General features: G+C 52.7%; 1 protein-coding gene. It reads right to left on the minus strand.

The window, feature by feature from the left end:
* The coding region (locus ACGF63_RS19355) for an amino acid adenylation domain-containing protein (protein ID WP_387632734.1) at window positions 1-15,274 on the minus strand (15,274 nt) is incomplete at its 3' end.
* Window positions 15,275-15,887: the final 613 nt, after the last annotated feature.

Below are 15,887 nucleotides of genomic sequence, written 5' to 3' on the forward strand. Positions count from 1 at the left end.
CACCTGATTCCATTGACAGCAATGCGGGGAGCAGTTCAACCAGCTCCTGCCCGTCACGGAGCAAGCGGATTTTGCCACCACACAGTAAGGGCAGGTAAAGACTGGTGACGGTGGCATCAAAGGCTAGCGGTGACGAAACGATACTATCGAATTGCCTTTCAGTTAGGTAATCACTCAACGCCCATAGCAGGTAGTTGCAGACACCCCGATGTTCCAGCATCACCCCTTTCGGTGTCCCCGTCGAACCCGAGGTATAAATGACATACGCTAGATGTCGTGAGGTTAATTCAGGTATTTGCGGGTTGTAGTCCGGCAGGTCAAGCCGTGCATCTGGGTCAAGTACAGTAAGTTCTGCCAGTGCCTGCTCACCCAACGCAGCGCGTCCGGCCTTATCCGCCAGCAAAATAGCTGGTGCGGCATCAGTCAGAACATACGCCAGACGCTCCCCCGGATAGGTTGCGTCCAGCGGTACATAAGCTCCCCCGGCTTTCAATACTGCCAACAATCCCACCACCATGGCCGGTGAGCGCGCCACGCAAATCGCCACTCGCTGATCGGGCACGACACCCAGTGCGATAAGCTGATGAGACAACCGGTTAGCGCGGGTATTTAATTCAGCATAACTGAGGGTTTGCTCTTCATGCACTAATGCTATCGCGTCAGGGGTTTGCTCCACTTGCTGTTCAAACAACTGATGAATACACAATGCCTCAGGATAGGCGGTTTCCGTGGCGTTCCACGTTTCCAGCAACAGCCTCCGCTCCGTTTCAGGCAGAATATTCAATGTCCGTACCGGCGTTTCCGGCGCCTGTTCCAGTGCTGCCGCCAAACTCTCCAGTGCCTGCTGCATATAGCCACATACCCGTTCCGGCTCCAACGGCTGGGCAACTTGAACGGTCAATCCCAAAGATTCGCCAAAATCCTCTACCGACAGCACTAACGGATAATTGGTTCGCTCCTGCGCATCAAGAAATTCAATACCGGCTATCAGCTCATCTGACGTTGCCAATAAGGCATTATGCCGATAATTCAACAGGGCACTAAAGAGTGGCGTACCGCTGGCAATCCCACTGCAACACTGAGCCAGCGCCAATGACGCATGCTCATGCGCTAATAATCCGGCGAGTTGGGTATGAGCAGCCTGTACACTCTCCCGTACCGGGGTTTCATCAATACCCAACCGCAACGGCAAGGTATTAATAAACAGCCCCATACCATTGTCGGCGCCATCCGCTGCCTGCATCCGCCCAAACAGCACGGTGCCAAACACAACTTGTTCCTGACCACTGGTACGCGACAACACCTGTGCCCAGGCCAAATGACACAACGCCGCCAGACTGACACCCAAACGTCGGGCCTGACCGCGCAGACGGGCATTCAATTCAGGCGCCAGCATCCGGTGGGATTCCGTCACCTGCGAACCATCACGATGCACTTCCGTCAACCCAAATGGCAGCGTCGGTTCATCCACTTCTGCCAGCATCTCGGTAAAGAAACGAGTATGCTCCTCCTGACTCACCCCTAGCCGGGCCTGAGCCACCAGATTGCGGAAAGGTACCGGGTCAGGCAGGCTCTGCTCCTGACCGGTTAGATACGCCTGCACTTCACGGTGCATCACCTCCATCGTTTCATGGTCGCCAATCAAGTGATGCTGCAATTTCAGCAACACCCAACGACCATCGGTTTCCTGAGCGATGACAAAACGCAACAACGGTGCTTCGCTCAGGTCGAGACGATGCTGACGCGGATCAAAGCGCCGGGTTAACTGGTCAATGACCGTGCCGTCAGCCGGATTCAGTGTCAGTTCCGTCACCGACAATGGAGCCTGACGCCAGACCACCTGCGCCGGCACTGACAATCCCTGCCAGAGAAAAGCGGTACGTAGGATATCGTGACGTTCAACCATCTGTTGTACCGCCGCCAAATAACGGTCTAATAAAGCGCGATCAGCAAAGAGCATCTGACTGACTATCAGATACGGATCACCTTCGTTTGCCAGTAAGTGGTGGAACAAAATACCGTCCTGCAACGGTGACAGGGCATAGATATCCTGAATATTGGCCATTCCACCCGGCACTTGCTCGACGAGGCAGTCAATGTCAATCTGAGTCAGATCTATCAGCGGTAACATCTCCGGCATGAGTGCCGTCGTCGCTGGCGTAATAACATTCGGTGGCACCACCACGGCCCGGTGCTGCCTCAATGTCTGCGACAGCTCAGATAATACTGGAGACTGGAACAAGTCACGTACCGCCAGTGCCAGCCCCTGGTGACGCAGGCGTTCAATCATCCGTACCGCCAGCAGAGAGTGACCACCCAGTGCGAAGAAGCTATCGTGTCGGCTAATCTGTTCAATACCTAACAACTCACGCCAAATGGTCGCCAATGCGATTTCCGTTTTCCCTTGTGGCGCTGCATAAATCTGACGGGCAAACGCTTCATTGTCCGGAGCTGGCAAGGCCCGACGATCCAATTTACCGTTCGGCGTTAGCGGAAATGCATCCAGCCGCACAAAGGCCGTTGGCACCATATAATCCGGTAAAATAGCGCTTAGGTAGGTATGCAGGCTATTCGCCAGCCCCTCATCCACTGGTGCCACGACATAAGCCACCAGACGCTTATCTTGCCCTTGCCCCAATGCCAATACTACAGATTCACTCACCGCCGGATGCTCTACCAACCGGGCCTCAATTTCCCCCGGTTCAATGCGGAAACCGCGAATTTTAACCTGCTGGTCGTTACGGCCCAAAAATTCCAGATTGCCGTCCGGCAAATAACGGGCTAAATCTCCGGTGCGATACATCCGGGCATCCGGCACGCCACTAAACGGATCGATAAGGAAACGTTCCGCTGTCAAGTCTGGGCGATTGAGGTAGCCACGCGCCACTCCCGCGCCCCCGATATAAATTTCCCCCACTACACCCAACGGCACCGGTTGACCATACTCGCCCAGTAAGTAAAGACAGGTGTTGGCTATCGGGCGCCCGATACTTTCAATAATCCGGTCACCTCGCTGTATCGGCAACCAGGCAGAATAGGTTGTCGTTTCAGAAGGTCCATAAAGATTACATAACTGCTGTATTTGCGTTTTCTCGAAAATCTGTTCAATTAAAGCGCCTTTGAGCGGTTCCCCTGCCAGATTAACGGTATGAACCGAAGCCATCAGCGCCTGAGCCTGCAATAACGGTTTCATTGCCGATGGAACTGAGTTGATTAAGGTCACCGGCAGGGCATGCTGCATTAATGACAGAGCATCATCCACCAAATAAATCGCCGCCCCACGAGACAACGGCACGAAACATTCAAAAACGGACAGGTCGAAATTTATCGACGTTGAGAAAAGCACCTTACGAATCTCTTCCGTCTCAAAGGCCTGCTGAGCCCAATACAGGAAGTTAACCGTATTGCGGTGCTCAATCATCACCCCTTTGGGCACCCCAGTGGAGCCGGAGGTGTAAATCACATACGCCAAATGCTGAGAAGTCAACCCAGGTACCTGCGGATTACTATCCGACTGATCAGGCAAAATATTCGGGTCCAGTACCGTGAGTCCAGCCAGCGCTTCCTCACCCAGCGCAGACCAACCGGCCTTATCCGCCAGCACCACGGCCGGAGCAGCATCAGTCAGAATATGCGCCAGACGCGCGCCAGGATAGGCTGGGTCTAACGGCACATAAGCCCCGCCCGCTTTCATCACCGCCAGCAATCCCACCACCATTGCCGGTGAACGTGACACGCAAATCGCCACCCGCTGATCCGGTTTTATCCCTAATGTAATAAGCTGATGAGCCAACCGGTTAGCATGAGCATTTAATTCAGCATAACTGAGGGTCCGCCCTTCACACACTAAGGCCTCCGACTCTGGAGTTTTCTCCACCTGTTGTTCAAACAATTGATGAACACATAACGTCTCAGGGTAGGCTGTTGCCGTGACGTTCCAGGTTTCCAGCAACAACTTGCGATCTGCCGGAGAAAGGATATCCATTTCTCTGACCGGCTGTTGGGGATTAGCCACCATCGCTTTCAGCACCGCATGCAGATATTCCACCTGCCGTTCCATTGTTGATGGATCAAACAGAGCCGTAGCATAACTCAATGCACCAACAATCCCGCCTTCCTCTTCTAACAGGTTAAGCTCAAGATCAAACTTGACAACATCAACGGCTTGATCGACCGGCGACACCGCCAGCCCCGGTAACCCCCATTCCGTACTTTCATTGTTCTGCCAGGCAAACATCACCTGGAATAACGGGGTATGCGCCAGTCGGCGCGGTGGTTGCACGATTTCCACCACCTGTTCAAACGGTAAATCCTGATGCTCCTGTGCCGCCAATGCGGTTTGCCGAACTCGCGCCAGTAATTCCGGCACGGTCAGCTCACCGGATAAATCCATGCGCAACGCCAGCGTATTGACAAAGAAGCCAATCAACGGTTCCACTTCCTGACGACCACGGCCCGCGCTTGGGGTACCAATCACCACATCTTCCTGACCTGACAGACGTGACAGAACCACCGCCCACGCTGACAACAGTGTCATGAATAAGGTGATACCGTGCTGTTCACTCAGATGCTTAAGGGCGGTCGTTAATTCAACATCTAAGTTAACCGGCACGGCATCTCCGGCAAACGACTGCTCCGGTGGACGAGGCCGGTCAGTGGGCAAATCCAACAGAACCGGTGCATCAGCCAACATTGCACGCCAATAGTCAGATTGAGCCTGAATACGTTCAGCCGACAGCCACTGACGCTGCCAGGCGGCGTAATCCGGGTATTGGATCGCCAACGGCGGCAATGGATCTGACTGTCCGGCCATAAACGCCGTATAGAGCGTGTTCAATTCCTGTACCAGCACATTGGCAGACCAGCCATCGGAAATTATGTGATGTTGGGTCAACAAAAATTGATATTCGTCATCGGCGATCCGGATAAGACAGGCGCGGATAAGCGGACCACTGTCAAGGTCAAATGACGCATGGGCTTCCTCCACGCTCAGGCGTTCAAGCACCTTATCCACATCTGGAACCCCGCGCAGATCATCTTGAGATAACAGTAAGCCACTATCCGGCGCCAACAGCCGCACTTGCGGCTGGCCATCTACAGAGACAAAGACAGACCGTAACGCTTCATGACGGGCGAATAAGGTATCCAGCGCCTTTTGCCAGGCCACGATATCCAACTCACCACACAAACGCAGGGCTATCGGAATATGATACGTTTCGCTGACCCCTTCAAGCTGCGCCAGGAACCACAAGCGCTGTTGAGCAAATGACAACGGTAATTCCCCTTCACGGGATATCGGCACAATGGCTGGCAGGATAGTATCCGGTTGCCCCTGCCGGGCCTGCATGGCCTCAGCAAACGCCCTTAACGAAGGCGATTTAAACAGGGTGGTTAGCGGCAATTCAATACCCAAAGCAGCTATCCGGTTCATCACCCGCACCGCCAGCAACGAATGGCCGCCCAGAGCAAAGAAATTGTCATACCGGCTGATCTGTTCAACGCCCAGAACTTCACGCCAAATCGCCGCCAGCGCTATTTCCATTTCTCCCTGGGGTGCTTCATAAACCTGACGGGCAACGGCTTCATTATCCGGCGCCGGTAGCGCTTGACGATCCAATTTACCGTTCGGCGTTAACGGAAACGCATCCAGACGCACAAAAGCTGACGGCACCATATAATCCGGTAACATGGCACCTAGGTAGGTATGCAGACTATTTACCAGCCCCTCATGGGCTTCCGCCACCACATAGGCCACCAGCCGTTTTTCCTGCCCTTCCCCCTGTGCCAATACCACAGATTCACTCACCGCCGGGTGTTCCACCAACCGGGATTCAATTTCACCCGGTTCAATGCGGAAACCACGGATTTTAACCTGTTGGTCGTTACGACCCAGAAATTCCAGATTGCCGTCCGGCAAATAACGGGCTAAATCCCCGGTGCGATACATCCGGGCATTCGCTACATCACTAAACGGATCAATCAGGAACCGTTCCGCCGTCAAGTCAGGGCGATTGAGGTAGCCACGCGCCACTCCCGCGCCCCCGATATAAATTTCCCCCACCACGCCCAACGGCACCGGTTGACCATATTCGTCCAGTAAGTAAAGGCAAGTGTTGGCTATCGGACGGCCGATACTTTCAATGATCCTGTCACCCCGCTGTATCGGTAACCAGGCAGAATAGGTTGTCGTTTCAGAAGGTCCATAGAGATTACACAACCGCTGTATTTGCGTGTCTTCGAAAATCTGTTCAATTAAGGCGCCTTTAAGCGGTTCTCCCGCTAGATTGACCGTATGAACCGACGCCATCAGCGCCCGAGCCTGCAATAACGGTTTCATCGCAGACGGGACTGAGTTAATCAAGGTCACTGGCAGGGCATGCTGCATCAATGACAGGGCATCATCCACCAGATAAATCGCCGCGCCACGAGATAACGGCATAAAACATTCAAAAACGGACAGGTCGAAATTCATCGACGTTGAGAAAAGCACCTCGCGGATCTCTTCCTCCCCAAAAGCCTGCTGAGCCCAGTGCAAGAAGTTAATCGTATTGCGGTGCTCAATCATCACCCCTTTGGGCACCCCTGTGGAGCCGGAAGTGTAAATCACATAGGCCAGATGACGAGAAGTCAACGCGGGTACCTGTGGATTACAATCCGGTTGATCAGGCAAGGTATTCGGGTCCAGTACTGTCAGTCTGGTCAGCGCTTCCTCGCCCAGTGTAATCCAGCCGGCTTCATCTGCCAGCACCACGGCCGGGGCAGCATCGGTCAGAATATGAGCCAGACGCGCGCCAGGATAAGCCGGATCTAACGGCACATACGCTCCGCCCGCTTTCATTACCGCCAGCAATCCCACCACCATGGCCGGTGAACGTGCCACACAAATCGCCACCCGCTGGTCGGGTACAACCCCCAGTGCGATAAGCTGATGGGCCAAGCGGTTGGCACGGGTATTTAATTCAGCATAACTGAGGGTCTGCCCTTCACACACCAAGGCCACCGCCTCTGGAGTTTTTTCCACCTGTTGTTCAAATAATTGATGAATGCACAACTGGTCAGGATAGGCGGCTTCCGTGGCGTTCCAGGTTGTTAACAACAACGTACGCTCCGCTTCCGGCAGAATTTCCAACTGTCGTACCGGCATTTCCGGGGCCTGTTCCAGCGCTGTCACCAAGCTCTCCAGTGCCTGCTGCATATAACCGCATAGGCTTTCCGGCTCAAACGGCTGCACGACCTGAGCCGTCAGCCCCAGAGCATCACCAAAATCCTCCACCGATAGCATTAACGGGTAGTTGGTCCGCTCCTGCGCGCCAAGAAACTCAATACCGCTTATCAAATCATCTGACGTTACCGGCAAAGTATTGTGCCGATAGTTCAGCAAGCTATTAAACAGGGGGATCTCACCCTGAACACCGCTGCAACGCTGGGCCAGCGCCAGTGACGCGTGTTCATGCGCTAATAATCCGGCCAATCGGGTATGTGCGGTCTGAACACTGTCCCGTACCGGGGTATCATCCATATCCAACCGCAACGGCAAAGTATTAATAAACAGCCCCATACCATTGTCAGCCCCATCTCCCGCCGCCATGCGCCCAAACAGCACAGTACCGAATACCACTTGATCTTGCCCGCTGGTACGCGCCAACACCTGTGCCCAGGCCAGATGACACAACGCCGCCAGACTCACACTCAAACGTCGAGCCTGACTGCGCAAACGGTTATTGAGCTCAGGCGCTAACATCCGGTGAGATTCAGCCACCTGCGAGCCATCACGATGCACTTCCGTTAACCCGAACGGTAACGTGGGTTCCTCTACCTCCGCCAGCATGTCAGTAAAGAAACGGGTATGTTCTTCCTGACTCATCCCCAACCGGGCTTGCGCCACCAGATTACGGAAAGGTGCCGGTGCAGGCAGGCTCTCCTCCTGACCTGTCAGATACGCCAGCACTTCACGGTGCATCACTTCCAGCGTTTCATGGTCGCCAATCAGGTGATGCAGCAGTTGCAACAGGACCCAACGGCCATCGGTTTCTTGTGCCACCACAAAACGTAATAACGGTGCCTCCCTCAGGTCAAGACGATGCTGACGCGGATCAAAACGCCGGGTTAACTGGTCACCGACCGGACCATCAACCGGATTCAGTGTTAGCTCCGTCACCGATAAGGTGGCCTGACGCCAGACTACCTGCGCCGGAACTGACAATCCCTGCCAGATAAAAGCGGTACGCAGAATATCGTGGCGATCAACCACCCCCTGAACCGCGGCCAGATAATGATCCAACAACGCCCGGTCAGCAAAGGCCATCTGACTGATTAACAGATAGGGATCACCTTCATTCTCCAGCAAATGGTGGAACAAAATGCCATCCTGCAACGGCGACAGGGCATAGATGTCCTGAATATTGGTTACCCCGCCCGGCACCTGCCCGACGATGCAGTCAATATCAGCCTGAGTCAAATCAATCAGCGGCAACATTGCCGGTGTCAACGCGGTGGCTACTGGCGTAATGACGTTAGGCGGCACTATCACAGCCTGATGCTGTCCTAACGTTTGCGCCAAGTTTGACAGCACCGGCGACTGAAACAGATCACGCGCCGTCAGTGTCAATCCTAGGTGACGCAAGCGCCCAATCATACGTACAGCGAGCAGCGAATGACCACCCAAGGCGAAAAAGCTGTCATACCGACTTATCTGCTCAATCCCCAGTAATTCACGCCAAATCGCCGCCAGCGCTATTTCTGTTTCCCCCTGGGGCTCGGCGTAAACCTGACGGGCTACCATTTCATTGTCCGGTACCGGTAATGCCCGATGATCCAACTTACCGTTCGGGGTCAACGGAAAAGCATCCAGCCGCACAAAGGCCGTTGGTACCATATAGTCAGGTAAAATAGCGCTCAGGTGAGTATACAGGCTGTCCACCAGCCCGTCATCCGCTGATGCCACCACATAGGCCACCAGCCGTTTATTCTGCCCTTCCCCCTGTACTAACACCGCCACTTCACGCACCGTTGGGTACTCGGCCAACCGGGCCTCAATTTCCTTTGGTTCAATGCGGAAACCACGAATTTTAACCTGCTGATCATTCCGGCCCAGGAACTCCAGATTGCCGTCTGGCAGATAACGCGCCAAATCCCCGGTACGATACAGGCGGGCATCCGGGTTATCACTGAATGGATCGACAAGGAAACATTCAGCGGTCAATTCAGGCCGATTAAGATAACCATAAGCCACCCCATCTCCACCCACATAAATCTCTCCGACCACCCCCAACGGCACCGGCTGACCATAGATATCCAACAGATAAACCCGCGTGTTGGCTACCGGTCGGCCAATCGGGATGTTGGTCGCTCCCGATGCGACTGCATTGATACGGTATGTGGCCGTAAAAGTGGTGCCTTCACTTGGCCCATAGCCATTTAATAGCTGTTGTGGCGGATTTGTGCGCAGTACCTGACCGATAACATGCGGATCAAGGGCATCTCCGCCAACAATCAGGAGCCTTATCTGTGGCAAAACCGGAGACAATTCTTCTACTAGCTGGTTAAACAATCCGACACTCAACCACAGAACCGTAATTTGTTGAATCTGTAGAACCTGTACAAACTCTAGCGGCGTCAGCAAAGTGGCGTGATCAACGACCACTAACGCGCCACCATTAAGCAATGGCGCCCAGACTTCAAACGTGCTGGCATCAAAAGCCGGGTTAGCGGCAAAAGCTACCCGATCATCGGGTTCGATTTCAGCATAGCCATTGTTAATAACCAACCGGACCACTGCACGATGCGGTACCAAGACGCCCTTAGGTATCCCGGTAGAGCCGGAGGTGTACATGATATACGCTACCTCAGTGCTGGAGCGTGGTAAGTTAAGGTTAAGGTGATCTTCCTCGTTGTCTGTATCTGTCTCATCCGAGAGACGAAACAGCGGTACAGCCAGATCCGCTGGAATATCCCCCCGTGTATCGGTGAGCAGTAATTTGGCGGAGCAATCACTTATTAGCCAATTTTTCCGCTCATCCGGCACACTGGGATCTATCGGCACGTAAACAGCACCGGCTTTGAGAATCGCCAATTGGACCATCACCAGTTCCATCGAGCGAGCTAGCAAGAACGCAACATGATCACCGGGGCACACCCCTTGTTCGATGAGCCGACGAGCTAACCGGTTAGCGCGGGCATTTAATTCAGCATAGCTGAACGTCTGCTCTTCATACATTAATGCTATCGCGTCAGGGGTTTTCTCCACCTGTTGTTCAAACAACTGATGGATACATAACTGATCAGGATAGACGGTTTCCGTCGCGTTCCAGGTTGTTAGCAACAAAGTACGTTCCGCTTCTGGCAGAATTTCCAACGCCCGAACAGGCATATCCGGGGCTTGCTCAAGGGCTTCCACCAGACTCTCCAGCGTTTGTTGCATATAGCCGCATACCCGTTCCGACTCAAACGGTTGCACGACCTGAGCTGTCAGTCCCAGTGCATCACCAAAATCCTCCACCGACAGCACTAACGGGTAGTTGGTCCGCTCCTGTACGCCAAGAAATTCAATACCGCCAATCAGCTCATCTGACGTTACCGATAAGGCATTGTGCAGGTAGTTCAACAGGGCACTAAAGAGTGGTGTACCGCTGGCAACCCCACTGCAACGCTGAGCCAGCGCCAGTGACGCATGTTCATGGGCTAATAATCCGGCGAGTTGGGTATGAGCAGTCTGTACACTCTCCCGTACCGGGGTTTCATCGATATTCAACCGTAATGGTAAGGTATTAATAAACAGTCCCATACCATTGTCAGCGCCATCCGCAGCCTGCATACGCCCAAACAATACGGTGCCAAACACCACTTGTTCTTGCCCGCTGGTACGCGACAACACCTGGGCCCAGGCCAAATGACATAACGCCGCCAGACTGACACCCAAACGCCGGGCCTGACCGCGCAGACGGGCATTCAATTCAGGCGCCAACATCCGGTGGGCTTCCGTCACCTGTGAGCCGTCACGATGCACCTCCGTCAACCCAAATGGCAGCGTCGGTTCATCCACTTCTGCCAGCATCTCGGTAAAGAAACGAGTATGCTCCTCCTGACTCACCCCTAGCCGGGCCTGAGCCACCAGATTGCGGAAAGGTACCGGGTCAGGCAGGCTCTCCCCCTGACCGGTTAGATATGCCTGAACTTCGCGATGCATCACTTCCATCGTCGTATGGTCACCAATCAGATGATGCAGCAATTGCAGTACGCTCCAGCGGCCATCCTCCTCCTGCGCTACCGCAAAGTGCAACAGGGGTGCCTGGTTCAAGTCAAGGCGATGGTTATGTGGGGCAAAATGTTGCGCTAACTGATCACAAACCGGCCCATCAATCGGGTCTAATATCAGTTCAGTCACCGATAAAGTGGCCTGACGCCAGACCACCTGCGCCGGGACTGACAATCCCTGCCAGATAAAAGCGGTACGCAAAATATCGTGGCGATTAACCACCTGTTGCACGGCCGCCAGGTAACGATCCAACAATGAACGATCAGCAAAAGTCATCTGGCTGACCAATAGATACGGGTCACCTTTATTCGCCAGTAGATGGTGGAACAGAATGCCATCCTGCAACGGTGACAGGGCATAGATATCCTGAATATTAGCGATCCCACCCGGCACCTGCCCGACGATGCGGTCAATGTCAGCCTGAGTTAAATCAATCAGCGGCAACATCGCCGACGTCAGAGCCGTAGTTGCTGGCGTAATGACGTTAGGCGGTACTATCACCGCCTGATATTGTCCCAATGTTTGAGCCAGGTCTGACAGCACCGGCGACTGGAACAGATCACTCGCCGTCAGGGTCAATCCCAGATGACGCAGGCGTTCAGCCACTCGTATCGCAAGTAGCGAATGCCCCCCCAGAGCAAAAAAGCTGTCATACCGACTTATCTGCTCAATCCCCAGTAATTCACGCCAAATCGCCGCCAGAGCCATTTCCGTTTCGCCTTGTGGCGCTACGTAAACCTGCCGGGCAACGGCTTCACTGTCCGGTGCCGGCAGCGCCCGACGATCCAGTTTACCGTTCGGCGTCAGTGGTAGCTCATCCAGCCGCACAAAGGCTGACGGCACCATGTAATCAGGCAAAATAGCTTGCAGGTAAGCACGCAGGTTAGTCACCAACCCCTCATCGGCTTCCGCTACCACATAAGCCACCAGCCGTTTATCCTGCCCTTCCCCCTGTGCCAATACCACAGATTCACTCACCGCCGGGTGTTCCACCAACCGGGATTCAATTTCCCCCGGTTCAATGCGGAAACCGCGAATTTTAACCTGCTGGTCGTTACGGCCCAGGAACGCCAGATTACCGTCCGGCAAATAACGGGCTAAATCTCCGGTGCGGTACATCCGGGCATCCGGCACCTCACTAAACGGATCGAGAAGGAAACGTTCCGCCGTCAAGTCTGGGCGATTGAGGTAGCCACGCGCCACTCCCGCGCCCCCGATATAAATTTCCCCTACCACGCCCAACGGCACCGGTTGACCATACTCGTCCAGTAAGTAAAGGCCGGTGTTGGCTATCGGACGGCCGATACTTTCAATAATCCGGTCACCCCGCTGTATTGGCAACCAGGCAGAATAGGTTGTCGTTTCAGAAGGTCCATAGAGATTACATAACCGCTGTATTTGTGTTTCTGCGAAAATCTGTTCAATTAAAGCACCTTTAAGCGGTTCCCCCGCCAGATTAACGGTACGAACCGACGCCATCAGCGCCCGAGCCTGCAATAACGGCTTCATCGCAGACGGAACTGAGTTGATCAAGGTTACCGGCAGAGTATGCTGCATCAATGACAAGGCACCCTCTACCAGATGAATCGCCGCACCACGACACAACGGCATAAAACATTCAAAAATGGACAGGTCGAAACTCATCGACGTTGAGAAAAGCACCTTGCGGATCTCTTCCGTCCCAAAGGCTTGCTGAGCCCAATGCAGGAAGTTAACCGCATTTCGGTGCTCAATCATCACCCCTTTGGGCACCCCCGTGGAGCCGGAGGTGTAAATCACATAGGCCAGATGCCGTGAAGTCAACGCGGGTACCTGTGGATTACAATCCGGTTGATCAGGCAGAGTATTCAGGTCCAGTATCGTTAATCCAGCCAGCGCTTCCTCACCTAATACAGCCCTGCCAGCCTCATCCGCCAGCACCACCGTTGGAGCAGCATCGATTAGAATATGTGCCAGACGCCCGCCAGGATAAGCCGGGTCTAACGGCACATACGCTCCACCCGCTTTCATTACCGCCAGCAATCCCACCACCATGGCCGGTGAACGTGCCACACAAATCGCCACCCGCTGGTCGGGTACAACCCCCAGTGCGATAAGCTGATGGGCCAAACGGTTGGCGCGGGTATTTAATTCGGCATAACTGATTGTTTGCTCTTGATACACTAACGCTGTCGCGTCCTGAGTCCGCTCCACCTGTTGTTCAAACAACTGATGAACACATAACGCCTCAGGATACGCGCTTTCCGTCGCGTTCCAGGTTTCCAGTAATAACCTACGTTCAGCCTCGGGTAACAAATTAAGCTGCCCCACGGGGATTTCATCACTCATCCTTTTTGATGACGCCAACACCTGCAAATGTTCACTCATCCGCAGAATAACTTCCGGGCTCAGACGATTTTCATCATAGATACAGCGAAAACCGCCCTGTGTATTCATCTGGAACGTCAACAATTCGCCGGATACCGTCTGATCACACAATTTGTCATCCTGTATCACAGAAACGGCGATCTGCCACGGTCGGCTTGTGCTTAATTCCGGGATAGACCGCAGTGAAGGAGAACGGGAAAGCAGATCACGGCTAAATGTGCGGTGCCGTGCCAATTGAACGAGCTCGTTATCAATCCAATCAGCTACCACAGACCACGGTTTATCAAACGCCACCTCAACAACCATCGGCACCACCGATGACAACCCCGTCAATATATCTGGTTTATCTTCTGCCCCATTTACACACCAGCCGATTTGGAGTTCAGTCTGCTGAGTCAAGCGCGCAAGATAGATAACGAATACCTGCAACAATGTCTGTAATGGATCTTCTCCAGCGTTTTTTAGCAATGGCGGCTGCCAGGGACTCATTCCCCATCGGGGCTCTGCCTGTTTCCCAATCATTTCAAAAGGCAACTGGAGTGGTTGCAACGAGGCAAGACGCTCATACCAAAATGGTTCACTGGGTGCGAGTGTTTGCAGGGTATTTTTTACATTCCGCGCTTGTTGTGAGGAGAGCAAAGGAAGTTGTTTGCCTGGCCTAAGTTCCGATATATCGGCAAGCTCTCTGGCAGACAGCAAATGACCTTCAAGGGTGGCAAATCCCCCAATCCGCACATCCTCACTACCGGTCGTCACCTGCCAGGCATCCTCCTCCACACTAATCAACCTACCGGGTCCCCCCTCAGAGCACGTGTTCAGCCGCTGAAGCCAGGAAATTTGTACCGGGCCCTGCCTCAGTAACAATTTCGGGCAACCCAATGGATTTAAATAATTCTCCCCAAAATCTAATGCCCGCACTAAAGCTGACAGGACTTCTCCCGACTGCTCCCAGCACAAATATCCCCCCCCATCGGGGCGACGTGACTGAGCATAAAAACTCCGTTGCGAGAGATCCTGAGGATAAGTCACCAGTGCGTCGCGCCCCAGATTTTTCAGTAGTTCAACAAATCCTTTCTGAGCAGCCTGATAACATTTCAGATTCAACGAGAAAGCGTTATCCTGTTCCTCAATCGATACCGGCCATTGCACAGCAATATCGACGGTATCCACACCACCTTCAATACAGTGCCAGGAAATAGCGTAATGTGTCTCCCGAGCTAACAACGCCCAGGAGGTTGCATGACTGCCCGCATAGCGTGGCAGAGGACTATCATGATAATTAAAAGCACTGCCACGAATTTGTTCAATGAGCGACCCCGGCAGGATGATTGGGTTGACGATTGAGAAAAGCCAATCGACAGGCTGTGACGTGATGTGTTCTTGTAATGCATCAACCGAGTTCACACAAGCAATCCCTTGCTGGGCAGCCCACGTTTGTAGAACCGTATCAGTAGGTAGCACTGCTTGTATGGTATGCCCTGCCGCCAGAATTTGCTCGGCGCAGAACACTGCAAGGGTCGTTCCCCCTACCACAACACATATTCGTGATGGAATCGATGTATCATACGTATTATGAATTATATTTTCACATGACATCTGAGAGAGAGCTTCATCTTTAAGAACATTTCCCGCTGTAGCAATGTTACTTTTCATCTATTACCTCTATTACCTCAACGAATCTGTTAGAAATTTGAAAACTGTCATACCTGACAGCCATCACCCATATTTCTTTCTTACTTCTTGCCCCCAAGAAATAAAAACGGACACATCCGATATCAATGCAAGATATTCAGACACTGTGCCATCTCTCAATTAATAACAACCAATCGGTCATTTTTTGATACAAATTCCACTAATAACCAAAAAAATAACCCACCTTAATTACACAAATAAAATATTTTATTCTTGTTCCTATAAGGACATTATTATATTCAATACCATAAAGAAACATTACAAATTACAATTAATTTCACTGCATATTATTTCACAACAATAAAACAATATGATAGATATAATAATTAACGTAATAAAATATTGATTATAACGAGATGTATTGCAATTAGATCGCTTTGTGACGTTATTTTTCTGACGCCCAGCAACATTTACCAGCACGTGGGGAAATATAGGATAAAATTTAATATTATTCAATCACATACCTCTCACGACATATACATTTATTGCCTATACCCGTTATCTTTCAAGTTGCTTCTTTGTTGGCTGCACTCGCTCACCCCGGTCACATAGTTTGCTATGCTCCCGGGGATTC

The sequence above is a fragment of the Photorhabdus sp. RM322S genome, from assembly GCF_042879395.1.
GTDB lineage: Bacteria > Pseudomonadota > Gammaproteobacteria > Enterobacterales > Enterobacteriaceae > Photorhabdus > Photorhabdus khanii.